The organism is Streptomyces sp. NPDC037271, from assembly GCF_055603605.1.
In genome coordinates, this window is sequence record NZ_JBVJVN010000002.1 from 318,585 (window position 1) to 342,759 (window position 24,175).

Sequence of the window (24,175 nt, forward strand, 5' to 3'; positions counted from 1 at the left end):
GGAGCTAGCCCCGCCTCACCTCGTAGAGGAAGCAGCCGTACTCGACGGCCCGGACGTGGACGAACGCCACGGCCGGGTCGTCGAACGCTTCCCGGAGGGCGTACGCGAAGGCGCCGGGGTCCCCGATCAGCCGCCCGCCGACGATGTGCCCGTCGGTGGAGTAACGGCGCAGGACGCGGTGCGAGTCGGTGAAGGCGAGGCCGTCCGCCTCCGGTCCCGCGCACTCCTCGGCGTGGACGAAGACCGGGCCCTGCTCGTCGTAGGCGCCCGGGTCGGCGCCGGTCTCGGCGGCCCAGCGGCGCAGCGGGGCGTACGAGACGAGCGTGATCCTCTCCCCCGGGCGGCTGCGGCGCAGGCAGCAGCGCAGGGGTGCGCCGCCCTCGTCGTCGGTGAACGGGGCGGGTGCGCGGCCCGCGTCGTCGGTGGTGCGCAGTTCCTTCAGGGCGGCCGGCGGGATCGGCCGTGCGGTGTAGTGCTGCATGGCCCCCAGGCTCGCGCGCGCCCGGTCCGCGCACCGGCGGGAAATGGACATCGCGTTCCGTACCGGCCACGTGGAAGGATGGCGCAACCCACACATAACGAGGAGATGACCGCGTGCCTGGCACAAACCTGACTCGCGAAGAGGCGCGGCAGCGGGCGACGCTGCTGACCGTTGACTCGTACGAGATCGATCTCGACCTCACCGGCGCGCAGGAGGGCGGCACCTACCGGTCCGTGACCACGGTGCGCTTCGACGTCGCCGAGGGCGGCGGCGAGTCCTTCATCGACCTGGTCGCGCCGACGGTCCACGAGGTGACGCTGAACGGCGACGCCCTCGACGCCGCCGAGGTCTTCCAGGACTCCCGGATCGCCCTGCCGGGGCTGCTGCCGGGGCGCAACATCCTGCGCGTGGTCGCCGACTGCGCGTACACCAACACCGGTGAGGGCCTGCACCGGTTCGTCGACCCGGTCGACGACCAGGCCTACCTGTACACGCAGTTCGAGGTGCCGGACGCGCGCCGCGTCTTCGCGAGCTTCGAGCAGCCGGACCTCAAGGCGACCTTCCAGTTCACCGTGAAGGCGCCCGAGGGCTGGACGGTCATCTCCAACTCGCCCACCCCCGAGCCGCAGGACGACGTCTGGGTCTTCGAGCCGACTCCGCGCATCTCGTCGTACATCACGGCGCTGATCGTCGGCCCGTACCACTCGGTGCACAGCGTGTACGAGAAGGACGGCCAGTCGGTGCCGCTCGGCATCTACTGCCGCCCCTCGCTGGCCGAGCACCTCGACGCGGACGCCATCTTCGAGGTGACCCGGCAGGGCTTCGAGTGGTTCCAGGAGAAGTTCGACTACCAGTACCCCTTCGCGAAGTACGACCAGCTCTTCGTGCCCGAGTTCAACGCGGGCGCGATGGAGAACGCGGGCGCGGTGACCATCCGGGACCAGTACGTGTTCCGTTCGAAGGTCACGGACGCCGCGTACGAGGTGCGGGCGGCGACGATCCTGCACGAGCTGGCGCACATGTGGTTCGGCGACCTGGTCACCATGGAGTGGTGGAACGACCTGTGGCTGAACGAGTCGTTCGCCACCTACGCGGAGGCCGCCTGCCAGGCCGACGCGCCCGGTTCGAAGTGGCCGCACTCGTGGACGACGTTCGCGAACCAGATGAAGACCTGGGCGTACCGGCAGGACCAGCTGCCGTCCACGCACCCGATCATGGCGGACATCAGCGACCTGGACGACGTGCTCGTCAACTTCGACGGCATCACGTACGCCAAGGGCGCCTCGGTGCTCAAACAGCTCGTGGCGTACGTCGGTGAGGACGCGTTCTTCCGCGGCGTGCAGGCGTACTTCAAGCGGCACGCGTTCGGCAACACGCGCCTGTCCGACCTGCTGGGCGCGCTGGAGGAGACCTCCGGCCGCGACCTGAAGACGTGGTCGAAGGCGTGGCTGGAGACGGCCGGCATCAACGTGCTGCGCCCGGAGATCGAGACGGACGGCGAGAACGGGACCGGGGTCATCACGTCCTTCGCGATCCGCCAGGAGGCCCCGGCGCTCCCCGCGGGTGCCAAGGGCGAGCCGACGCTGCGGCCGCACCGCATCGCGATCGGCTCCTACGACCTCGACGGCGACGGCAAGCTGGTGCGCGGCGAGCGTATCGAGCTGGACGTGGACGGCGAGCTGACGGCCGTGCCGGAGCTGGTCGGCAAGCGCCGCCCGGCGGTCGTGCTGCTCAACGACGACGACCTGTCGTACGCCAAGGTCCGTCTGGACGAGCAGTCGCTGGCCGTCGTCACCGAGCACCTGGGTGACTTCGCCGAGTCGCTGCCGCGCGCCCTGTGCTGGGCGTCGGCGTGGGACATGACCCGGGACGCGGAGCTCGCCACCCGCGACTACCTCTCCCTGGTGCTGTCCGGCATCGGCAAGGAGTCCGACATCGGCGTCGTGCAGTCGCTGCACCGCCAGGTGAAGCTGGCCATCGACCAGTACGCCGACCCGGCCGCCCGCGATGCGCTGCTCACCCGCTGGACGGAGGCCACGCTGGCCCACCTGCGGGCCGCCGAGGCGGGCAGCGACCACCAGCTGGCGTGGGCGCGCGCGTTCGCGGCGACGGCCAGGACGCCGGAGCAGCTGGACCTGCTGGACGCCCTGCTGGACGGCACGCAGACGATCGAGGGCCTGGCCGTCGACACGGAGCTGCGCTGGGCGTTCGTGCAGCGGCTGGCGGCCGTGGGCCGGTTCGGCGGGTCGGAGATCCAGAGCGAGTACGAGCGGGACAAGACGGCCGCCGGTGAGCGCCACGCGGCCACCGCGCGTGCCGCCCGCCCGACCGAGGCGGCCAAGGCGGAGGCCTGGGAGTCGGTTGTGGAGTCCGACAAGCTGCCGAACGCCGTGCAGGAGGCGGTCATCGCCGGCTTCGTCCAGACCGACCAGCGGGAGCTGCTGGCGCCGTACACGGAGCGGTACTTCGAGGCGCTGAAGGGCGTCTGGGAGTCCCGTTCGCACGAGATGGCGCAGCAGATCGCGGTCGGCCTGTACCCGGCGGTGCAGGTGTCGCGGGAGACCCTGGACCGCACGGACGCCTGGCTGTCCTCCGCGGAGCCGAACGCGGCCCTGCGGCGGCTGGTGTCGGAGTCCCGCTCGGGCGTCGAGCGCGCGCTGAAGGCGCAGGCGGCGGACGCGGCGGCGAAGTAGGCAGCACGACCAAGCGGGGCGCCCGGTGATGTACCGGGCGCCCCGTTGCCGTTCGCGCTGCAGCCGGCCGGGTCGGCGATTCTTTGTCTGAGTCAGTACAACCTTTCCGCGTGTGACGCAGGTCATGATCGATAATCGTCGGTTGTTCGCTTCTTCCCGATTCCCCTACTGGACGTCCGAGCCAAGGCCCGGCTTCTATGGGGGACTTGTCCCTGGACGAGACCCGGACTCCAAGCACCCCGTTGCATGCACCGGTTGAGGCCTTTGTGACGCGGCCGCCGACAGGACGCCCTGTCAGCTGTGCAACCGAGGAAGGAAGTACGTTGTTCAACAGAGGAATCCGCGCCAGACGGGCTCGCGGTGCTCTGAACGCCGGCACAGCCCCGGCGGCCACCGCCGGCCTGCTCACGGCTGCGCCGGCCGCGCAGGCGGTCTCCGGCGAGCCCGCGGCCGCTGGGGACCACGCTTTCACCGCCCGGCTCGTCACCGGCGAGGGTGACGCCATGCGTGGCTGCTCCGCCGCGCTGGTGCACCAGCAGTGGCTGCTGACCGCCACGAGTTGTTTCGCCGCCACTCCGGGCGGCGAGGTCGAGGCGGGCAAGCCCGCGCTGAAGTCCACGGCGACCCTGGGCACGCGGACCCTCGGCATCGTCGAGGTGGTCCCGCGCGACGACCGGGACGTGGCCATGGTCCGGCTCGCCGAGCCCGTCACCACGGTCGCGCCGGTGGGGCTGGCCGCCGACGCCCCCGAGGCGGGTGAGACCCTGATCGGTGCCGGATTCGGGCGGGCCCGCACCGAGTGGGTCCCGACCCAGTTGCACACCGGTGAGTTCCGGGTGGACTCCGCCACCGACACCACCGTGGCGCTGACCGGTCAGGACGGCGTGTCCGTCTGCGCCGGTGACACCGGGGGCCCGGCTCTGCGCCGCACGGACAGTGGGGTGGAGCTGACCGCCATCCACAGCCGTTCCTGGCAGGGCGGGTGCTTCGGCGGGACGGAGACCCGGACCGGTGCCGTGGACGCCAGGGTCGACGGCTTGGCGGGCTGGGTGAAGGACGTCCGCAACCGCGACCGGAGCCACTCGGCCGACGTCGACGGCGACGGCGAGGCCGACATGTTCGTCCACACCAAGGACGGGAGGGTCGCGGTCCGCACCGACCACTGCACCTACTGGGACAGCGGCAAGGTCGTGATCACTCTCTGAAGCCGCGGCTCCGCGTCCTTCTGATACCCGGCCGTTCGTGAACAGGCTGTCCGCGAACGGCCGGTTCGCATGGCCCCGAGGTGCTGGTGGACCGCCGCCAGTTGATGAAGTCATCGAATTCGAGAGCGGGCACCGTCGGCGACGGCGGTACGCCGGGAGGCAGGGCAGGAAAATGACAGGGATCAGCCGACGAGGGCTGCTGCGCGGCGGCATGGCGGCCGGGGCGGTCGCGGTCGTGGGGGGCACGGCATCGGCGGCCCGGGCCGACGCCGTGGGCATCAATCCGTCCGTCGCGGGCGAGGCAGCGCACGTCCGTGCTCTGCGCAAGGCGCTGGACGACGCGGCGGCGGGCATCGTCGGTCCGCACGGCGTCGATGACAAGGGCCGGATCATCGTGAAGGCCGGGTACGCGGGCGTACCCACCTACACGCTGCTCAACACCTTGATCATCGGTGGCAACACGGTCCTGGACGGCACCGGTGCGCGCTTCGTCGCCAAATTCGGCACCGTCACGCGGAAGTACACGCTGGACCGGACGAACCAGCACTCCCCCAGTCCCGAGTACGTCACGGACAGCCAGGGGGCGTTCAGCGCGCCCGCGGTCAGCGGTGCCAGGGCCGCCACCATGCTGCTCAACCATGTTCCTCCTGCCACGGAGGGCTACTCGGCCCCGGGCAACATCATGGTCAAGGGCGGCGAATGGGACCCCATCTCCGCGTGGGTGTGGAACGACTCGGGCACCGCGCGGGCACGTGCCGACAAGGCACCGCCGATGAACGTGCTGACCTTCACCCACACCCAGGACGTGGAGGTCGAAGCCGTGACCATCTGGAACGTCAAGTGGTGGCACGCGGTCGAACTCAACGCCGTGCGCCGGGGTGCGGTCCGGGACTGCTTCTTCAAGGGCTGGGTCGAGAATCCGACGTGGGGCCTGTGGCAGGGTGAGGCGGTCCAACTCGACCTGCCCCTCTCCGGCAACACATGGGCCGGGGCCAGCGACGGCACCCCGACCGTGGACGTACAGGTCCAGCGCAACTACGCGGGTGCGTCCGGATCCCAGCCGTCCTGGGCGAAGCTGGTCGGATCGCACACCGGCGGCGAGAAGGTCGGCCAGGTGCACGCGCGGGTGCTGATCGAGGGCAACGTCGTCGACGACGCCAAGTGGGACGCCATCGGCGCGATGAACACCACCGACATCGTCGTTCGCGGCAACACGATCAACAACAGCGTAGGCGGGGTCTACGTCAGCTCCGTGTCGGCGAGGATCTTCAGCCGACCGCCGGTCCAGGTAGGGCCGAATCCCGTCTCCGGGGTCGACATCGTCGACAACCACGTGACCGTGGCGGCAGGCGCTTCGGGGGCCTCGCGCAACGCGGTCCGCGTGAGCGCGGACACGGTCGGGTTCGTCTCGCCGGTCAGCGACGTCGCGGTCACCGGCAACCGGGTCAGCGGCGGAGGTTTCTACTACACCCCGCACGTGACGTTCCGGCCGGGCACCACACCACAGCGCTGAGTGCCTTCCCCCGGGATGAGGGGTGCGTCTGTGCGGGGCGGGGGCGGGGGCTCAGCGGTCGGTCTTGTCGAGACGCGCCCCTGCCGCCGTGCGCAGGGCCGCCGGCACGGTGCCGACGGCCGCGCCCTCGCCGCCGCCCCTGCGCACCGCGACGACGACGTGCCGGACGGGCCGGTCCGCGTGCAGCTCGCGCATCACCGCGCCGGTCCGCGGCACGGCCGCCGTGCGCGGGACCAGGGCCACACCCATGCCCGCCCCGACCATCGCGAGGATCGCCGTCCAGCCGGCCGCCGTGTGGGCCTGGTACGGGGAGGAACGCCGCGCCGCCCAGTTCGGCGGGCCTGCGGCGCAGCAGCGCGCTGTACGACCCGAAGCAGCAGGCGGCGGCGATCATCCACAGGTCGCCGGCCGAGAAGGAGGCCCCGCCGCCGACCAGCAGCAGCACGCCCGCGCAGGCGATGAGCAGCCCGGCGACCCGGCGCGGGCCGAGCCGTGTGCCGCCCGCCCGTTCCCAGAGCGCCATCAGCACCGGGGACGCGGCCATGATCATGCCCATGTTGGCGGCGGGTGTGGTGACTCCGGCCTGGTTGACGAGCGTGTGGTAGACGGTGACGCCGAGCAGGGAGGCGAGGAGGACGAAGCCGAGGTGGCGCCGGATCAGCGCGCGTTGCCGCCAGGCCCGCCGGGCCCGCCGGGCACCGAACGGGGCGACGACCGCGAGGGCCACCACCCAGCGCCAGAAGGCGTGCTGGACGGGCGGGACGCTGTCGCCGAGGGCCCGGGAGGTGACGAAGCTGCCGGACCAGACGAGGGTGGCGAGGACGGCGAGCCCGATGCCGAGGGCGGCGGGGGCGGCCGGTCCCGGCCGTGCGGCGGTGGGTGCCTCGGTGCTGATCCGGCGTTCGACTACGGCCACGGAGTTCCTTTCGCTGGTCGGCGATGGCGGTGGCTCTACCGTCGCAGCGTCGCACCCGTCAGGTCCATCGAATCCTTTCGACTGTTCCGTGCAGGAGACCTGAAAGGTCGGGGCCGCGCCGCGGTCCCGCCCCGCGACGTGAGCTGCCCGGCGACCGTCGCCCCGAACGCCAGCGCCATGCCCGCCAGTTGCACCGGCGTCAGCGTCTCGCCGAGCGCCGCCCAGCCGACGACGGCGGCGGTCAGGGGTGAGAGCGGGCCGAGGAAGGTGACCTGGGTGGCGGAGAGCCTGCCCATGCCGCGGAACCAGAGCCAGTACGCCACCGCCGTGTTGGCCAGCGCCAGGTAGAGGTAGCCGCCGGCCGCCGGGCCGTCCAGCGCGGGCGGGGCACCCTCGACCAGGAGGGCGAGCGGTGCGATGAGCAGGCCGCCCGCGGTCAGCTGCCATCCGGTCAGGGCGAGGGGGCCGACGCCGTCGGGCCGGCCCCACCGGTTGGTGAGCACGGTGCCGGTGGACATGGAGGCGGTGGAGGCGAGTGCGGCCAGCGCGCCGAGCGGGTCGAGCGCCCCGGCCGCCCTCAGCACCACCAGGCTCACACCGAACGCCGCCACGACCCCGGCGAGCACGGAGCGGGTGGTGGGCCGCTGGCCGAGCAGCAGCGCGGAGAGCCCGACGACGAAGAGCGGGCCGATGGAGCCGACGACGGCGGCCATGCCGCCCGGAAGGCGGTAGGCGGCGAGGAACAGCAGCGGGAAGAAGGCCCCGATGTTCAGCGCACCCAGGACCGCCGCCTTCCACCACCAGGCGCCGCGCGGCAGTACCCGGGTGAGGACGAGGAGCAGCAGGCCGGCGGGCAGGGCGCGCATCAACCCGGTGAACAGGGGCCGGTCCGGTGGCAGGAACTCGGTGGTGACGGCGTAGGTGGTGCCCCAGGAGACGGGGGCGAGGGCGGTCAGGGCGATGAGGGCGGGACGGTTCGCGGCCACGGAAGGCCCCCTTCGAATAGGTCGACAATAAGTAGCTTACTGACAAGCTACTTATTGACAAGCCACTTTCTTGCGGCCGACCTGACGGCCGTCGATACTCGTCCCATGAGTGAGCGCCCCGAGCAGCACAAGGATCCGGTCGACGCGATCATCGGCCAGTGGGCGGTGGTCCGGCCGGACCTCGACACCACCGCGATGGAGGTCTTCGGGCGCGTCAACCGGCTCTCGCGGGCGATCGGCGAGCGGATGGACAGGGCCTACGCCGGGTTCGGGATCGCCCGCGGCGAGTTCGACGTCCTGGCGACGCTGCGCCGCTCCGGTGAGCCGTACGCGCTCTCGCCCCGGCAGCTCTCGGCGACCCTGATGCTCACCACGGGCGGCATGACGGGCCGGCTCGACAAACTGGAACGGGCCGGTCTCCTGCGCCGCTCCCCCGACCCGCACGACCGCCGGGGCCTCAGGGTCACGCTCACCGACAAGGGGCGGGAACTCGTCGACGAGGCGGTCGGCGCGGGTCTCGCCGTGCAGGCGGAGGCCCTGTCCGCCGCTCTCGACGCCGAGCGGGCCGGCCAGTTGGCCGACCTGCTGCGGGACCTGCTGGCGGCGACCGAGGGGTAGCGCACGGCATGCGGAAGGCGCCGGTCCCGCCCGCGCACGGCTGCTTGCCGGCTGCGGGAGGACCGGCGCCCTCGGTACAGCTGAGGTGGGCCGTCGGGCCGTGGGCCCGTCGGGTGGAACCCGTCAGGCCTTGGCGTCGGCCTTGGGCCGGGTCTTGATGTTGCGGGAGGTCACGCGGTGCTCCTCCTTGGACTTGTCCAGGACCATGACCAGGGCCGCGATGACCACGAACAGCACGATCGGGGCCACGACGTAGAGGCCCACCGTCTCGATGACGCTGAGGCCCGGACCGGGGTCGTCGCCGTCGTCGCGGGTCAGCGCGAGCGCGGGGGACGACATGAGCAGCATCATCAGCGTCGTACCGGCTGCCAGGGCGCCGGCGCGCAGGGCGTTCTTCTTGTCCACGGTGCAAAGTTAGCGAACGGCCGTCAGGGGCGCGCGCCCGGGGTGCCGTACGAGGCCCGTGCACGGCCTCCGGGCGGGCCGCTCAGTCGCCGGCGCGGTCCCGTACCGCGTCGATCAGGCCGTGCAGCCGGGGTGAGACGGCCAGGTCCTCCAGGGTCACGGGGCGGCCCTCGGCGTCGGCGACGGGCAGGCGCCAGTTCGGGTACTGGTCCCAGGTGCCGGGGAGGTTCTGCGGGCGGCGGTCGCCGACGGCGTCCGGGAGCCAGATGCCGGTCATACGGGCGGGGGTGCGCCGCAGGAAGCGGTGGACGGCCTGGATGCCGGCCTCCTCGGAGGGGGCGCCGGTGTCGCCGCCGGTGCCGCGCAGCAGACCGAGCCGGGCCAGCAGGTCCAGCCACTCCGCCGCGTCCGCCGACGCCTCGGCCCGTTCCTCCTCGAGCGGGCGGGTGAGCAGACCGAGGCGGTCGCGGAGTTCGACGTGTTCGCCGGTGAGCCGGGCGGCGGTGGACGGCAGGTCGTGGGTGGTGGCGGTGGCCAGGCAGTCGGCGCGCCACCGTTCGGGGGGCAGGGGGCGGCCGTCGCCCGCCCAGTCGCGTTCGAACCACAGTACGGAGGTGCCGAGCACCCCGCGTTCGCGCAGCGCCTCGCGCACGCCGGGTTCCACGGTGCCCAGGTCCTCCCCGATGACCACGGCGCCGGCCCGGGACGCCTCCAGGACGAGGACGGCGAGCATGGCCTCGGCGTCGTAGCGGACGTAGGTGCCCTCGGTGGGCGGCCGCCCCTCGGGGACCCACCAGAGCCGGAACAGGCCCATGACGTGGTCGATGCGCAGGGCTCCGGCGTGCCGGAACAGTCCCCGCAGCAGGTGCCGGAAGGGCGCGTAGCCGCAGGCGGCCAGGCGGTCGGGGCGCCAGGGCGGCAGGCCCCAGTCCTGGCCGCGGGCGTTGAAGGCGTCGGGCGGCGCGCCCACCGACATGCCGGCGGCGAAGTACTCCTGCTGCGCCCAGGAGTCGGCGCCTCGCGGATGCACGCCCACGGCGAGGTCGTGGACGATCCCGACCGGCATCCCGGCCTCGCGTGCGGTGTGCTGGGCGGCGGTGAGCTGGGTGTCGGTGAGCCAGGCGAGGCGGGAGTGGAAGTCGACGCGGTCCATCAGCTCGGTGCGGGCGCGGTCGGTGTCGGCCGAGCGGGGGTGGCGCAGTCCTTCGGGCCACCGGCGCCAGTCGGAGCCGTGGACCTCGGCGAGCGCGCACCAGGTGGCGTGGTCCTCCAGGGCGGTGCCCTGTTCGGCGAGGTAGTCGCAGTAGGCGGCGCGGCGGCCGGGTCCGAGGGGGACCTCGTGGAGCAGTTCGAGGGCGGCGCGCTTGAGCTCCCACACGGCGTCCCGGTCGATCAGGGCGTTCTTCTCCAGCACGGCCGCGCGCAGTCGTCCGGCCCGCTCCCGCAGGTTCCGGGCGCCCTCGTGGTCGGTGACGTACGCGAACTCGGGCACGTCCTCGATCCGCAGGTGCACGGGGTCGGGGAAGCGGCGCGAGGAGGGCCGGTACGGCGAGGGGTCGGTGGGGGCGCCGGGCACGGCCGCGTGCAACGGGTTGACCTGGACGAATCCGGCGCCGAGGGCGCGTCCGGCCCAGGCCGCCAGTTCACTGAGGTCGCCGAGGTCGCCCATGCCCCAGGAGTGGCGGGAGAGGAGGGAGTAGAGCTGGACGAGGAGTCCGTAGCAGCGGGTGGCGGGGGCGGGCAGCCGGGCGGGCGCGACGATCAGGTGGGCCTGTGCGGTGCGGCCGTCGGGCGCGGTGGCGGTCAGCCGGTGGACACCGGCCGGGAGCCGGCCGGCGTCGGCGCGGGTCTCGCCCTGTTCGGTGTCCACGCGCAGCCGGGTGCCCTCGGGCAGGGCGGCCAGGGCGGCCGGTGTGCCGCCGCCCTGCCGGCCGACCACGGTGGGCGGCAGCAGGCGTGCGCGCAGCTCGTCCTCACGGGCGGCGAGCGCGGCGCGCACGGCCCCGGGAGTGCTCGTGTCGACGTCGAGGGCGGCCAGCGCGAGGGTGACGGCGGTGGCCGGGACCGTGACGGTGCGGTCCGGGGACGGGCTGTAGGAGGTGGCGACGCCGTGCAGGGCGGCGAGCCGGGTCAGATCCTCGGGAAGGTCCTCGGTGGGGGGCTCGGCCGGCCGGGCTGCTGGCATCTGTGACCTCTACGACCTCGTGGGTTCCGGGACGGCGAAGGAGGGGCCGCCCTGCTCCGGCACGTCCGCCGTGAGTTCGGGCGAGGACTCGCTGGTCAGCGGCACGGCGTCGGCGAACGGCGACTCGCTGGTGAGGGGCTCGGCGTCGGGCAGCGGCGGTTCGCTGGTGAGCGGGGTCTCGGCGCAGCTGCCGGTGGCGCCGAAGACGCAGTAGTGCGGGGTGCCGGAGACGGCGGAGGGCTCCGCCCAGGGGGTGGACGGCTCCGCCACGGGTTTGGACGGGGCCGGGAGCAGAAGCGGTGCCAGTGCAGCCACGGGGGACTCCTTCGTAGTACGTCGTCGAGATCCATCGAGATTCGTCGAGAGTCGTCGACTTCTGTCGAGCGCGCTTTTGGCGGGTTACGGCTTGGCCGGTTACGGCAGCCCTACCCAGTCCGCGCGAGGACAGACGCCCCAACGGCGGCAACGTGGCCCTGGTCACACTCCACGTCGGCGATCTCCCATCGAATCGGCATAAAACAGTCACCTAACCCGTTCGGTGACCACGCAAACCGGTGAAGGGAGCGAGCGTCGTTGACACGTTGATCACGCGAGTGGTGGGCTCACTCGTGACACAGACGTGACCCGGACGTGACCCAGGGGGCGCGGGCGCCGGGCGACGACCGGAAGGAGCCGGTGCCCGTGCAGTCACGGCGCAGGAGGAGGGCGGCCGCCCTCGCGATCGCCGTCCTGGCCGGAACACTGGCGCCCGCGGGCGCCCTGGTGGCGGCCCCCGCCGCACTGGCGGGCCCCGGCCCGGGTGCGGCCGCCGCGTCCTCCGGCCGGAAGACCGGCGACGCGGTCGCGGTCTGGCCCCGCCCGCAGTCCCTCCGTTCGAACGGCGCCCCGGTCCCGGTCACCGACGAGGTCGCGCTGATCACCGACACGTCGGCCGACCCGTACGCCGTCGAGGCGCTGCGCACCCTGCTGGGGCAGGCGGGGGCGCGCCGGATCACGACCCCGGCGGCCGGCGGGCGTCCGCCCGCGGGAGCGCTGGTGGTGCGCGCGGAGACGGAGGAACCCCAGGGTCGGGGCGGCTCCCGGAAGGGGCTGCCGTCGGGTGGCTACCGCCTGTCGGTCGGCCGGGGCGCCGTCACTCTGTCCGGGGCCGGCCCGGACGGGCTGTTCCACGCCGTGCAGACGCTGCGTCAGCTGGTACGGCCGGACGACGGAACGCTGGTGGCGGCTGTGGTCCGGGACTGGCCCGGCACCGCCGTGCGCGGCATCACGGAGGGCTTCTACGGCACGCCCTGGACCCACCGGGAGCGGCTGGCGCAGCTGGATTTCCTGGGACGCACCAAACAGAACCACTACCTCTACGCCCCCGGTGACGACCTCTACCGGCAGGCCCGCTGGCGCGAGCCGTACCCCGCCGGGCAGCGGACGCGGTTCCGGGAGCTGTCCGACCGGGCCCGCCGCAACCACGTCACGCTCGCCTGGGCGGTGTCGCCGGGCCAGGCGATGTGCCTGTCCTCGGACGCGGACGTGCGGGCGCTGACGCGCAAGCTGGACGGGATGGAGGAGCTGGGCTTCCGCGCCTTCCAGCTCCAGTTCCAGGACGTCAGTTACAGCGAGTGGCACTGCGCCGCGGACGCGGAACGGTTCGGGTCGGGGCCCGGGGCGGCGGCGCGGGCGCAGGCCCGTGTGGCGAACGCGGTGGCCCGGCACCTGGCCGAGCGCCGTCCGGACGGCGCAGCCGGGCTGACGGTGATGCCGACCGAGTACTACCAGGACGGGCCGACCGCCTACCGCCGGGCGCTGGCGGGCGCCCTGGACCGGCGGGTCCGGGTGGCGTGGACGGGGGTGGGCGTCGTGCCCCCGGCCATCACGGGCCGCGAACTGTCCCGGGCGCGGGAGGCGTTCGGGCATCCGCTGGTCACCGTGGACAACTACCCGGTCAACGACTACGCCCCCGGCCGTCTCTTTCTCGGCCCCTACCAGGGCCGTGAACCGGCGGTCGCCACCGGTTCGGCGGCGCTGCTCGCCAACGCGATGCAGCAGCCGGAGGCGTCCCGTATCCCGCTGTTCACCAGCGCCGACTACGCCTGGAACCCGCGCGCCTACCGTCCCCGGGAGTCCTGGCGGGCCGCGATCCGCGACCTCGCCGGAGACGACGGCCGCCGTGAGGAGGCGCTCACGGCGCTCGCGGGCAACGACGCGTCCTCGGTCCTCGGCACCGCGGAGTCGGCGTATCTGCGACCGCTGATCGAGGCGTTCTGGGACGAGCGTCCCACCGGACGCGACACGGCGGCGAAGCGGCTGCGCGAGGAGTTCGCGGTACTGCGCGAGCTGCCGGCCCGGCTCCCCGGCGCGGGGCGCGCCACCGGTCTCGCCGCCGAGGTCGCCCCCTGGTCCGGGCAGCTGGCCCGCTACGGCGAGGCGGGCACGGCCGCGCTCGACATGCTGCGCGCCCAGCGTGCCGGCGACCCGGCGGCGGCCTGGGCGGCGTACCGGGACCTCGGCGTGCTGGGCGGGCGTCTGGGTTCGTCGCGGGTGACGGTGGGCGAGGGCGTGCTGGAGCCGTTCCTGCGGCGGGCGCGGAAGGCCTACGAGGCGTGGGCGGGACTGGAGCAGCCGGAGCCGGCCGACGGCGCGGACGGTGCGGACGACGGGGACGACAGCCGTACGGTGCGTTTCCCGCGCGCCCGTTCCCTGGCGGCGGTGACGGCGCTGGCGGAGCCCGGCACGCGCGGTGACGTGGAGGTCCGCGTTCCCGGCGGGGGCTGGCGGCGGATCGGCGCGCTGGACGCGAGCGGCGCCACGGAACTGACCGTGCGCCGGGACGCCGAGGCGGTCCGCGTCACCGGCCCGGACGCCTCCCGCGTACGGCATCTGGTGCCGTGGTTCGACGACACGGCCGACGCGTCGCTGGACATCCCGGCGGCAAGGGCGAACGGGGGCCCGCGGACGGACGCGGAGACGGACGCGGAGATCGGTGGCACCGAGCGGCTGACCGTCCGGCTCGGCTCGCTGCGCCCGGCGGACGTCCGCGGCACGCTGACGGCGCAGGCACCGAAGGGCGTGGAGGTCCGCGTCCCCGAGGGCCCGCTGACGCTGCCGCGCGGCCAGGAGGTGGACGTTCCCGTGGAGGTGGCGGTCGTCCCGGACACGCCGACCCGGTCGTACGACGTCCGGCTCGCGTTCGGCGGTACGACCCGCACCCTCACCGTCCACGCTTTCCCGCGCACCGGCGACCCCGACCTGGCCCGCACCGGAACGGCACGGTCCTCGGCCGACGAGACGCCCGGTTTCCCCGCGTCGGCGGCGAACGACGGCGACCCGGCCACGCGCTGGTCGTCCCCGGTCGACGACGGCGCCTGGTGGCAGGTGGGATGGGCGCGGCCGGTGCGGCTCGGGCAGGTGGTGCTGCGCTGGCAGGACGCGTACCCGTCCGCGTACCGGATCCAGGTCTCGGCGGACGGCCGCCACTGGCGCACGGCGGTGTCGGTGCGCGACGGGCGGGGCGGCCGGGAGGCCCTGCGCATGGACGAGGGGAACGTGCGGTACGTGCGCGTACAGGGCGAGAAACGGGCCACGCGGTACGGGTACTCGCTGTGGTCGGTGGAGGCGTACGCGGTCGGGGAGTGACCGCCGGCACCGTCCGGCACCGGCCACTACGGACCGTCACCGGAAACTGGTCCAGCCCGACTATTCACTCAGTACATGTACGTGGTGAATACTGAGTGCATGAGCACCCGTCACATCCTGCTGGGGCTGCTCGCTTCGGGGCCGAGCCATGGCTACGACCTGAAGCGGCGCCACGACGAACGCTTTCCCCAGGCCCGCCCGCTGGCCTACGGGCAGGTCTACACGACCCTGCAGCGCCTGGTCCGGGACGGTCTCGCGGAGGTCGACGGCACGGCGTCGGACGGCGGTCCGGAGCGGACCGCGTACCGCGCGACGGACGAGGGAGCGCGTGAACTGGCGCGGTGGGCGGGCGAGATCGCGCCGCCCGCGCCGTTCGTGACGAACGAGATCTTCGCCAAGGTCGTCGTCTCGATCCTCACCACCGGTGACGCGGGTGCCTATCTGCTGGCCCAGCGCGCCGCCCACATGGACCGGATGCGGGAGCTCACTGCGGTCAAGACGGCCCCGGGCACGGACCTGACGACCGTCCTGTCGGCCGACTACGCCCTCAACCACCTCGACGCCGACCTCCGTTGGATGACCACCACGGCGGCCCGGCTCACCACCCTGACCGCGGAGGTCCGCACAGCATGAGAGACGGGGACACGAACGGGACCACGGCGGGACCGCTGCTCGCCGCCCGCGACCTGGTGAAGGCCCACGGCAGGACGCAGGCCCTGCGCGGCGCCTCGGTCGACCTGTGGGCCGGCGAGATCCTCGCCGTCACCGGGGCCAGCGGCAGCGGGAAGTCGACGCTGCTGCACTGCCTGGCCGGGATCGTCCGGCCGGACGCGGGTTCGGTGGCGTACGGCGTTCAGCGGCTGGACCGGCTGCCGGAGAAGCGGCTGAGCGAGCTGCGCCGCACCGATTTCGGGGTGGTCTTCCAGTTCGGGCAGCTGATCCCGGAGCTGACGGCGCTGGACAACGTGGCACTGCCGCTGATGCTGGCCGGCGTCGCACGGGGCGAGGCGCGGGTGCGGGCCGGGGAGTGGCTGGAGCGGTTCGGGGCGCGTGGGCAGGAGGAGCTGCGGCCGGGTGAGATGAGCGGCGGGCAGGCTCAGCGGGCGGCGCTGGCCCGGGCGCTGGTCACCGGGCCGAAGGCGGTGTTCGCGGACGAGCCGACCGGGGCGCTGGACTCGCTGGCGAGCGAGCAGGTGATGACGGCGCTCGCGCACACGGCCCGGGAGTCGGGCACGGCGGTCCTGCTGGTCACGCACGACGCCCAGGTGGCGGCGTACGCGGACCGCGAGGTCCGGCTGCGGGACGGCGCCGTGGCGCCGGTGGAGGTGATGGCGTGAGCACGGTGGTTTCGGATGTCCGGCTGGCCCGGCAGCTCGTGCGCGGGTCGGACCGGCGTGAGTGGTGGCGGGTCATGCTCACGGCGGTGGGTGCGGCGCTGGCGACGGGCTTCGCGCTGGCGGCGGTCACTCTCGCGTCGGTCCCGGACGGTTACACCGTCTCCGCCTTCCACGGCCTGCTGAGTGAACCCGGCACCCGTGGTGGAGTGATCAGCGGTCTGCTGCTGTTGCTGGTGCCGGTGCTGGCGTTCCTCGGCCAGTGCGCCCGGATCGGCGCCGTGCACCGCGACCGGCGGCTGGCCGGGCTGCGGCTGGCCGGGGCGACGCCCTGGCAGGTGCGGCGGATCGCCGGGCTGGAGACCGGGCTCGCGTGTCTGGCGGGTTCGGCGGTGGTGACCGTCTTCTCCGTCCTGTTGCTGCTGCGTCTGTGGAACCGGCCGACCGCCCTCACCTGGGTGGGCCTCGCGCTGGTCGCCGTCGGCGTGCCGGTGCTGGGCGCGGTGGCGGCCGTGCTGGCGCTGCGCCGGGTGGTGGCCTCGCCGTTGGGCCGGGTGCGCCGGGTGGGGCCGGGCTCGGGCCGGGGGCCGGGGCTGCTGTTCCTGGGTGCGCTGGTCATGCTGGCCGGGACGGCGTCGCTCGCCCTGGGCGGTGGCCATGTCCCGGGCAACCGGTTCGACTGGCGGACGCCGCTGACCGTCTTCCTGCTCGTCATCACGCTCGGTGCCGGCGCGGTGTGGCTGTCCGGGGCCACGGCCCGGTTCACCGGGCGGCTGCTCGCCGGCCGGGCCCGGACGGCGGCTTCGCTCATCGCGGCGGAACGGCTGCGTGACGACCCGTGGGCCCCGGCCCGCACCCACGCCGCGGTGCTGCTGGTGACGGTCGCCGGTACGGCCTTCCTGTGCGTCCGGTACGCGTTGCTCATCGACCTGCGCGCCACCGGGCAGGGCCACCCCGCCGCCGACATGGAGTACTACACCACCGGCATCGACCTGACCGGCGTCGCTGTGCTCGTCGCTTTCGCCATCGCCCTCTCGGGCCTCGCCGTGGGCACCGCCGAGTCCGTGACCACCCAGCACCGGGCGCTGTCCGCCCAGGTCGCCGCCGGCGTCCCGCGTACGGTCCTCAACCGTGCCCTGCTGATGGAGACCGCCGTCCCGCTCGGGCCCGCCCTGCTGCTGGCCGGTGCGGGGGGCCTGGCGATCGGCGTCTGGTACTCCGCGCTCAGCGGCGACGGCTCGATTCCGTGGACGGCCCTGCTGGTCGCGCCCGCGGTGTACGCGTCGTGCCTGCTGGCGGCGGCGACGGCACTGCCGCTGCTGGGGCGTTCGGTCCGGCCGGGGGAGCTGCGGTACGCGTGACGCACGGCGGCCGGCGACCGAGGGCGCTCGCGTCAGCTGCCACCACGGGGAGTTGGGCAGGGGCTGGGCCTACTGGGAGGGCGCGGAGCTCGGCCCCACCCCGGAGTACCCCTCGGCGGCCGCGTATCTGGAGGCGGTGGCAGACGCCTTCGAGTACGACGCCGCCCCCTGGTGTCGAGTCCGGCGCCGAACGGCACGCGCCCGGGACCGTGGGCGGGGCGCTGTTTTGGGCGAACCTGGACCACCCTCACGGCGTTCCGCACGGCGGGCGGGCGGTGCAGGCGCCCCCTGCCTCAGTCCCGACCCCGGCCGATGGCCGTCCCACTGCGGGGCCGGGGGCGGGTACCTCGTTGTAAAGCGTGAACTATTCCGGGCGAACGTCCCTTCGGGGCTCAAATGAGCGGACCGAGGACGGAAGCGGTGAAAAGTTCACGCTTTTGGGCAAGGCATGCCGCTCGGGGGACTCCCCCGCCGTCCCGGAACCTCAGCCGAGGGAAGCCGTGAACCGCCCCCAGGCTTCCGGCCCGAGACGGAGTATCGGGCCATCACCGGACTCCTTGGAGTCGCGCACGGCCACGGTCCGGTGACTGTTGAGGGCCACCTCGACGCATTCGCCGGAGGTGTTGCTGTAGCTGGACTTCACGAAGTCGAGATCAAACTCGGACACCGGTCACATCTCCTGTCGGATGGCGTCGATGAGTCGGATCGAGTCGCGCTGAGCAAGACTCCGCCGGGCCGTGCGATCAAAGAGATCGCCGTACTGGCTGCTCGCCGCTTCGTTCTCCACCCACACACTGGACGCGATCGTGTCGGCCTGGACCACATCCAACGCCTCGGTCTCATTGAACGACAAGATGGTGAACGGGCCCGTGATGCACGGATGCCCTCCGGCGTGGAACGGCAGGACCTGCAGGCGGACATTGTCCAGTGCGGCAACTTCCAGGAGCCGCCCCAACTGTCCCCGCATGGTCGAGGAGCCACCGATCAACTGCCTCAACGCCGCCTCCCAGACGACGGCGTACACCTCGAGCGGGCGTTTCCCCACCAGGCGGTCCTGCCGGCGCATCCGGATGTCGACGACCCGCTCGATCTCCGAAGGATCTTCCCAGGGTCCGACCCCCTCACTGACCGCCAACGACCGTGCGTATTCAGGGGTCTGGAGGAGGCCCGGAACAAGCGACAGCTGCCAGGTGCGCACGCGACTGGCCGCGTCTTCCATGGCGATGAACTCGGTGAGCGCCCCAGGGTGCGGGGAGTCCTGCCACCACCCCTTCGCCTTGCGTCTTTCACGGTCCAGCCTGGCCAGTTCCAGCAGTTGGGCCACGGCCTCGGTATCCGCCGAACCGTAGAACCCGCACAGCGCACGAATGTCCGGATCGCGCATCGGAACCCAGCCGCGTTCCATCTTGACGATCTTCGAGTTGGTCGCACTGATGACCTCGGCGGCCTGCTGCTGCGTCATGCCCGCGGCGTCCCGCAAGCGCAGAAGTTCGGCACCGAGCCTGCGCCCGAGCACAGTTGACGTCCTGTTGCCGAGTTGCGTGGTTCGAGTCACCCCCACATGGTGCCGGACTGGAACCCTCGAGCTCCCAGCAGTGGAGACAAATGTCTCCGATTCAATTGCACCCAGGACGGACAAGCCGCTACTTTCGGTATTCATCCGCTCACTCTGCGGTTCCGACCTCGGCGGAAGTGCACCGTCCTGCCCCACGCAGGTACGGCAGAGACACCGCCGCCCGCACCCGGAGGCACCGCTTCCATGGCAGAACCCGTACCCTTGCCGCCGCCCGTACCGCTTCCCCACGAGGACCTGCTCGACTACGCCCCCACCCAGCGCAGCGTCCCCCTCGCCCGGCGCCGGGCCGCGCGGCTCGTGGCCGGGTGGGGTCAGCCGGGCCTCGCCGGAGACGTCGCCCTCGTCGTCTCGGAGCTGATGACCAACGCCCTGCTGCACGGCAGCCTGAGAGGCCGGCTCATCCGCGTACGCGTCACCCTCGATCACCGCACCCTGCGGATCGAGGTGAGCGATCCGCGCGGTGAGCGGTTGCCGCGTACCCGCCCGGCAGAAGACATCGACGAGCGATTCGGGCGGGGACTCCTCCTGGTCGGAGCGCTGACCGCGCGATAGGGCTGGGAGCCGCGCACCATCGGCAAGACCGTGTACGCCGAGTGGGACACCCCGGCCGCCAGGCCGGATCTCCCCTACGCTGAGCGTGTGGACCCCCGCAGATCCGGAGGAGCCTTGTGACCGTGACCGCTGACAGGCCGCAGATGCTCGTCACCGAGTTCGAAGAACTCGCCCGCCATGCCGACCGGAGCACAGAAGGTGTGCGACTCGAGTTCATCGGCGGGCATCTTGGGGGGAAGGCCGTACCCGACGGCGACCACGGAAGCATCATCGAATGGCTCACGCGCATCTGCATGCGGCAGCGTCCGGACCTGTGGCTCGACTCTCACCAGGGTCTGATGGTCGAGGCCTACCGCGAGGGCCGCGCCCGTCCCGACGGCTCACTCGTCCCCAGCCACGCCTTCGCCGGCGCCGGCGAATGGGCCGACCCCACCCCCGTCCTCATGGTCGTCGAGGTCACCTCGTACGACTCCGACACCGACCGGCGCGACCGCGTCGAGAAGCCCCGGGCCTACGCCGGGACCGGCATCCCGGTGTACCTGCTCATCGACCGGGACACCTTCGAGGTCAAGGTGCACAGCCGCCCGGACGGCGGACGGTACGAGACCGTGCAGACACTCCCCTTCGGCAAGGAGGTCGCGCTGCCCGATCCCGTCGGGATCACCCTGGACACCGAGCCGCTGAAGAACTGGGTGCGCTGACCCACCGCCCCGGCCGCACGGCGGACGAAGGCCCGGACCGTCAGGCGGAAATGCCGTCGATCCGGGCCATCGCGTCCTCCGCGCCGTACGGCTGCAAGTACGGCAGCCAGCGCGGGTCCCGGTGGCCCGTGCCGATGATGCGCCAGGCCAGACCCGTGGGCGGGGCGGGTTTGTGGCGCAGGCGCCAGCCGATCTCGCCGAGGTGGCGGTCGGCCTTGACGTGGTTGCAGCGGCGGCACGACGCCACCACGTTGTCCCACGCGTGCAGGCCCCCGCGACTGCGCGGGACGACGTGGTCGACGCTGGTGGCGACGGCGCCGCAGTACATGCAGCGGCCCCCGTCGCGCGCGAAGAGCGCCCGCCTCGTGAGCGGGACGGGCCCCCGGTAGGGAACCCGCACGAACCGCTTCAGCCGGACCACGCTGGGGGCGGGCACGGTGACGGTCGCGCTGTGCAGGTAGGCGCCGGACTCCTCGAGGCACACGGCCTTGTTCTCGAGGACGAGGACGAGCGCGCGGCGGAGCGGTACGACGCCGAGCGGCTCGTACGACGCGTTGAGAACCAGGACATGCGGCACGGATGCCTCCTTGTACGCCGGCGGCGCGTGGCTCGCGCCGGGACGATCCGTAGTCAGTCTCCCCTCATGCCTGGTGGAAGCGCCACCATGTCCCCGTAACGGGCTGGAAGTGTTTTCGACCACATGGGATGCATCCCCAGGACCGTGACCTGTTCAAGCGCGGGTGAGGACGGTCTCTCCTGTGAGCTTCGCGCCGTTCCGCACACCGTGCCCCGTTAGTGTGGTGATTCCGCCCGTCCGGTGACCGTTCCGTGACCTTGGACCGACCGCGCCGGCGGTGGGCGGCCGCTGCACCTGGAGGTATCCGCCGTGTCCCTGTCCGCCGCCGTCCTACTGGCCGACAGTACGTCGCCGTCCCCGTCGCCGTCGCCGACGGCCCCGGCCGTGCCCTCGTTCCAGGACGCCCAGGAGAGCGCCTCGAACGCCGCCGGCTGGGTCGAGGAGAACTGGTCGACGTGGCTCGCGATCGGGCTGCGGGTGCTGCTGATCGTGGTGATAGCGGCGGTGCTCAGAGCGGTGGTGCGGCGGGCGATCACCAAGCTGATAGACCGCATGAACCGCCGGACCGGGGCGGGCGGCACCGCGCTGAGCGGGCTGCTGGTCAACGCCGAGCGGCGCCGTCAGCGCTCCGAGGCCATCGGCTCCGTACTGCGCTCGGTGGCCAGCTTCCTCATCCTCGGCACCGCCGCCCTGATGGTCCTCGGCACCTTCCAGATCAACCTGGCCCCGCTGCTGGCGTCCGCCGGTGTCGCCGGTGTGGCGATCGGCTTCGGCGCCCGCAACCTGGTCACCGACTTCCTCTCCGGCGTCTTCATGATCCTGGAGGACCAGTACGGCGTCGGCGACAGCATCGACGCGGGCGTGGCATCCGGCGAGGTCATAGAGGTCGGCCTGCGGGTGACCAAGCTGCGCGGCGACAACGGCGAGATCTGGTACGTCCGCAACGGCGAGGTCAAGCGGATCGGCAACCTCTCCCAGGGCTGGTCGACCGCCGGCGTGGACGTCACCGTCCGCTCCGACGAGGACCTGGACAAGGTCAGGGAGACGATCCGCGCGGTCGGCGAGCGGATGAGCAAGGAAGAGCCCTGGAACGAGATGCTCTGGGGCCCGATCGAGGTCCTCGGCCTGGACTCCGTGCTGCTCGACTCCATGGTGGTGCGGGTCTCCGCGAAGACCATGCCCGGCAAGTCCCTCACCGTCGAGCGCGAGCTGCGCTGGCGCGTCAAGCGGGCCTTCGACGCGGCCGACATCCAGATCGTCGGCGGCCCCGAGGTCCCGGGGCAGGCTGCCGCGGCACCCGACCCGACGGCCGGCGTGGCGGCACCGTCGGCGTACGCGAGCACCGTGTCGCCGCAGTCCATGGCGGCGGCCCCGATCACCCCGCCGAGCACCACCAAGTAGACCTGGCCCCTGGAGTGCGGCTGCGTCGGCCAGACCGACGTGGCGGTCGTGACGGCCGGCGGGGAGGTCCTCGCCACGGCCCGCGACGGCGCCTTCCGGCCGCCCGCCGTGGGCGTGGAACGGGCCGTGGACGCCCTCGCCCGGGCCGTGACGGCGGCCTTCGCGACGGCGGGCGTCACCTCCGGCGGCCACGTCTCGGCGTGCCTGGCCAACGCCGACCCGCCCGTGGAGGAGGAGCGGCCGGCCCCCGGGGCCCACGCACGGGCGCGGGCGCACTTCGCCGCCTGAGCCCGCCGGCCGGTCGCCCGGTCGGCCGGTCGGAGCGGTCCGGCCGGGAACCGGACCGGGTTCCGGGGGCGTGTTCATGGGCAGGGGTGGTGCGTCGGACCGGGACCGGGACACAGGCGCCGGCGCCGGGCGCCGGGACACCGGGACCGGATCAAGATCGGTGAAGGCCGGTGCGAATGTCGGCTCGGGCAGCGATACTTGCGGCGACGGATGACCATGGGGGAGGTCAGCAGTGACTCGACCGCCGAAGGGCAGCGCGGCGTCGCCACCGGGCGCGGGCATGCCCACCCTGCCCGCCGTGCCGCCGCAGCCGCAGCCCCGTCCGTCGCCCCAGCAGCGGCCCGGCGGCCTCGCCCCCGCCACGCCCCCGCCGTCGCCCCGGCGCACCGCGTTCGCCGAGGGCGTGGACCGGCTGCGCGCGGCGGCCGTCACCGAGCCGGGACGGCTGCGCATCATCGGCGCGCTGCTCGCCGCGCTCGTCCTCGCCTTCGGCGCCGTCACCGCCTGGCAGATGCACGACCGGTCCGCGGCGGCCGACGACGTGCTGCACCGCAGCCAGCCGCTCACCTCCGAAGCGGCCGACATCTACCGCTCCCTGGCCGACGCCAACACCGCGGCCTCCAGCGGGTTCCTCGCCGGCGGCCAGGAGACCAAGGCGTCCCGCGACCGGTACGAGAAGGACATCCGCGCCGCCGCCGAAGGGCTCGTGCAGGCCGCCGCCAACTCCGACGCCGCATCCTCCTCCGCGGCGACCATCACCGAGCTCAACCGCCTCCTGCCCGAGTACAAGGGCCTCATCGAGCGCGCCCGCACCTACAACCGCCAGGGTTTCCCGGTCGGCGGCGCCTACCTGCGCCACGCCAACGCGATGATGCAGGAGGAGATGCTCCCGAGGGCGGAGGACCTCTACACGACGGAGAACCAGCGGCTGCGCGCCGACTACGCCGACGCCGAGCCCTACCCCTGGGCCGCGCTGGCCCTCGGCGTCCTCGCGCTCGCCGCCCTGGCCTGGGCGCAGCGCCGCGACTACCGGCGCACCCACCGCGTCCTGAACCAGGGCCTGGTCGCCGCCACCGCCGCCACCACGACCGTCCTGCTGTGGCTGGTCGTCGGCCACAGCGTCGCCCGGTCGAACCTGACCGACTCCTACGACCACGGAGTGCGCTCGCTGAACGTGCTGCACGACGCCCGCATCGCCTCCCTCAAGGCCCGGGGCGACGAGAACCTCACACTGGTGGCGCGCGGCGCGGAGACGACGACGGTGGACGGCACGACGTACGACACGTACGACTTCTCCCACGGCAAGAACATGGACACCCTCCGCAAGGCACTGGCCGAAGCGGCGCGGCTCGCGGACGACGAGGCGGGCGAGCGGCCGGTCACGGCGGCGAACGACGACATGACGGAGTGGAAGAAACGCCACGCGTCGGCCCGTGAACAGGACGAGAACGGCAACTACCAGCAGGCGCTGGACCTGGTGATCGGCAGCGCGGACAGCACGGTCGAGCCCACCGTCGAGTGCTTCGACGGCGTGGACGCCGCGCTCGCCACCGCCCTCGCCCACGAGGGACGGGAGTTCGAGCAGGCGGCGGGCGACGGCCTGGACGCGATGGGCTACCTGCCGCAGGGCGCCGGCGTCCTCGCCGGGCTCGGCGCGGCCGGCGCGCTGCTGGGCATCGGCCGCAGGCTCTCGGAGTACCGGTGAAGCGGGGCGCGGACCCGGCGGACGGGTGGAAAGGGATACCCGTGGAAGGAG

The 24,175-nt window shown here is 73.0% G+C and carries 20 protein-coding genes and 3 pseudogenes; 13 read left to right on the forward strand and 10 right to left on the reverse strand.

Translation table 11 applies throughout. The annotated features are described in order from the left end of the window. Positions 1–4: 4 nt before the first annotated feature. Entirely contained in the window at positions 5–481 is a 477-nt protein-coding gene (locus tag ACZ7G3_RS06095; RefSeq protein WP_470923513.1) for a DUF1203 domain-containing protein, read from the reverse strand. Positions 482–594: 113 nt separating this feature from the next. Here ACZ7G3_RS06095 and pepN point away from each other — a divergent pair, with 113 nt between their 5' ends. From pepN to ACZ7G3_RS06110, 3 genes are all read left to right on the forward strand, one after another. Further along, complete coding sequence (gene pepN, locus ACZ7G3_RS06100) at positions 595–3,174, forward strand: aminopeptidase N (RefSeq protein ID WP_470923515.1); 2,580 nt, start codon at positions 595–597, stop codon at positions 3,172–3,174. A gap of 323 nt (positions 3,175–3,497) precedes the next feature. After that, positions 3,498–4,379 carry a S1 family peptidase gene (locus ACZ7G3_RS06105; RefSeq protein WP_470923517.1) on the forward strand — a complete coding sequence of 294 codons (882 nt, stop codon included), beginning with the start codon at positions 3,498–3,500 and terminating at the stop codon, positions 4,377–4,379. Between the two features lie 172 nt (positions 4,380–4,551). Then, positions 4,552–5,892 (forward strand): hypothetical protein, encoded by a 1,341-nt coding sequence (locus ACZ7G3_RS06110; RefSeq protein WP_470923519.1) that lies wholly within the window; start codon positions 4,552–4,554, stop codon positions 5,890–5,892. A gap of 51 nt (positions 5,893–5,943) precedes the next feature. Here ACZ7G3_RS06110 and ACZ7G3_RS06115 read toward each other — a convergent pair. The 3 genes and pseudogenes from ACZ7G3_RS06115 to ACZ7G3_RS06125 form a co-directional block, all read right to left on the reverse strand. Further along, positions 5,944–6,201, reverse strand: a pseudogene (locus ACZ7G3_RS06115) (LysR substrate-binding domain-containing protein); the annotation flags it as partial. Between the two features lies 1 nt (position 6,202). Next, positions 6,203–6,808: pseudogene (locus ACZ7G3_RS06120) on the reverse strand (DMT family transporter); the annotation flags it as partial. A 35-nt stretch (positions 6,809–6,843) separates the two neighbouring features. Beyond that, entirely contained in the window at positions 6,844–7,794 is a 951-nt protein-coding gene (locus tag ACZ7G3_RS06125) for an EamA family transporter (RefSeq protein ID WP_470923521.1), read from the reverse strand. Positions 7,795–7,899: 105 nt separating this feature from the next. Between ACZ7G3_RS06125 and ACZ7G3_RS06130 the strand changes: the two genes are divergently transcribed. Further along, positions 7,900–8,412 (forward strand): MarR family winged helix-turn-helix transcriptional regulator, encoded by a 513-nt coding sequence (locus ACZ7G3_RS06130; RefSeq protein WP_426600517.1) that lies wholly within the window; start codon positions 7,900–7,902, stop codon positions 8,410–8,412. A 123-nt stretch (positions 8,413–8,535) separates the two neighbouring features. Here ACZ7G3_RS06130 and ACZ7G3_RS06135 read toward each other — a convergent pair whose 3' ends face one another. The 3 genes from ACZ7G3_RS06135 to ACZ7G3_RS06145 all read right to left on the reverse strand — a co-directional run bounded on the left by ACZ7G3_RS06135 (position 8,536) and on the right by ACZ7G3_RS06145 (position 11,317). Continuing rightward, positions 8,536–8,817, reverse strand: coding sequence for a hypothetical protein (locus ACZ7G3_RS06135; protein ID WP_426600518.1), 282 nt, complete (start codon positions 8,815–8,817; stop codon positions 8,536–8,538). Positions 8,818–8,899: 82 nt separating this feature from the next. Beyond that, positions 8,900–11,002, reverse strand: a complete 2,103-nt coding sequence (gene malQ / locus ACZ7G3_RS06140; protein WP_470923523.1) for a 4-alpha-glucanotransferase — start codon at positions 11,000–11,002, stop codon at positions 8,900–8,902. 9 nt (positions 11,003–11,011) lie between these two features. Next, complete coding sequence (locus ACZ7G3_RS06145; protein ID WP_426600520.1) at positions 11,012–11,317, reverse strand: hypothetical protein; 306 nt, start codon at positions 11,315–11,317, stop codon at positions 11,012–11,014. 366 nt (positions 11,318–11,683) lie between these two features. Here ACZ7G3_RS06145 and ACZ7G3_RS06150 point away from each other — a divergent pair, with 366 nt between their 5' ends. The 4 genes from ACZ7G3_RS06150 (at position 11,684) to ACZ7G3_RS06165 (ending at position 17,324) form a co-directional block, all read left to right on the forward strand. After that, positions 11,684–14,629: a beta-N-acetylglucosaminidase domain-containing protein gene (locus ACZ7G3_RS06150; protein WP_470923525.1), complete on the forward strand. Its 2,946-nt coding sequence runs from the start codon at positions 11,684–11,686 to the stop codon at positions 14,627–14,629. Between the two features lie 99 nt (positions 14,630–14,728). Continuing rightward, positions 14,729–15,262 carry a PadR family transcriptional regulator gene (locus ACZ7G3_RS06155; RefSeq protein WP_470923526.1) on the forward strand — a complete coding sequence of 178 codons (534 nt, stop codon included), beginning with the start codon at positions 14,729–14,731 and terminating at the stop codon, positions 15,260–15,262. Next, positions 15,259–15,966: an ABC transporter ATP-binding protein gene (locus ACZ7G3_RS06160; protein WP_470923528.1), complete on the forward strand. Its 708-nt coding sequence runs from the start codon at positions 15,259–15,261 to the stop codon at positions 15,964–15,966. The genes ACZ7G3_RS06155 and ACZ7G3_RS06160 overlap by 4 nt, the downstream gene beginning before the upstream one ends. Continuing rightward, complete coding sequence (locus ACZ7G3_RS06165) at positions 15,963–17,324, forward strand: FtsX-like permease family protein (RefSeq protein WP_470923530.1); 1,362 nt, start codon at positions 15,963–15,965, stop codon at positions 17,322–17,324. Before ACZ7G3_RS06160 ends, ACZ7G3_RS06165 begins: the two co-directional genes overlap by 4 nt. A gap of 484 nt (positions 17,325–17,808) precedes the next feature. On the opposite strand, the gene ACZ7G3_RS06170 is transcribed toward ACZ7G3_RS06165, so the two are convergent. Next, positions 17,809–17,991, reverse strand: a complete 183-nt coding sequence (locus tag ACZ7G3_RS06170; protein WP_470923532.1) for a DUF397 domain-containing protein — start codon at positions 17,989–17,991, stop codon at positions 17,809–17,811. A gap of 3 nt (positions 17,992–17,994) precedes the next feature. Further along, positions 17,995–18,879 (reverse strand): helix-turn-helix domain-containing protein, encoded by an 885-nt coding sequence (locus tag ACZ7G3_RS06175; protein ID WP_470923534.1) that lies wholly within the window; start codon positions 18,877–18,879, stop codon positions 17,995–17,997. 204 nt (positions 18,880–19,083) lie between these two features. Between ACZ7G3_RS06175 and ACZ7G3_RS06180 the strand changes: the two genes are divergently transcribed. Continuing rightward, the gene (locus ACZ7G3_RS06180; RefSeq protein WP_470923535.1) at positions 19,084–19,452 is read left to right on the forward strand and encodes an ATP-binding protein; all 369 of its coding nucleotides are present in this window, start codon (positions 19,084–19,086) and stop codon (positions 19,450–19,452) included. Positions 19,453–19,568: 116 nt separating this feature from the next. After that, on the forward strand, positions 19,569–20,153 hold the full coding sequence (locus ACZ7G3_RS06185) for a Uma2 family endonuclease (RefSeq protein WP_470923536.1): 585 nt from the start codon (positions 19,569–19,571) through the stop codon (positions 20,151–20,153). Positions 20,154–20,193: 40 nt separating this feature from the next. Here the strand turns inward: ACZ7G3_RS06185 and ACZ7G3_RS06190 are convergent, their stop codons facing one another. Beyond that, positions 20,194–20,730, reverse strand: a complete 537-nt coding sequence (locus tag ACZ7G3_RS06190) for an HNH endonuclease (RefSeq protein WP_210962055.1) — start codon at positions 20,728–20,730, stop codon at positions 20,194–20,196. A 309-nt stretch (positions 20,731–21,039) separates the two neighbouring features. Here ACZ7G3_RS06190 and ACZ7G3_RS06195 point away from each other — a divergent pair, with 309 nt between their 5' ends. The 3 genes and pseudogenes from ACZ7G3_RS06195 to ACZ7G3_RS06205 all read left to right on the forward strand — a co-directional run bounded on the left by ACZ7G3_RS06195 (position 21,040) and on the right by ACZ7G3_RS06205 (position 24,124). Beyond that, complete coding sequence (locus ACZ7G3_RS06195; RefSeq protein ID WP_470923538.1) at positions 21,040–22,131, forward strand: mechanosensitive ion channel family protein; 1,092 nt, start codon at positions 21,040–21,042, stop codon at positions 22,129–22,131. A gap of 9 nt (positions 22,132–22,140) precedes the next feature. Then, positions 22,141–22,398 (forward strand): annotated as a pseudogene (locus tag ACZ7G3_RS06200) (ATPase); the annotation flags it as partial. Between the two features lie 301 nt (positions 22,399–22,699). After that, the gene (locus ACZ7G3_RS06205) at positions 22,700–24,124 is read left to right on the forward strand and encodes a hypothetical protein (protein WP_470923975.1); all 1,425 of its coding nucleotides are present in this window, start codon (positions 22,700–22,702) and stop codon (positions 24,122–24,124) included. Positions 24,125–24,175: the final 51 nt, after the last annotated feature.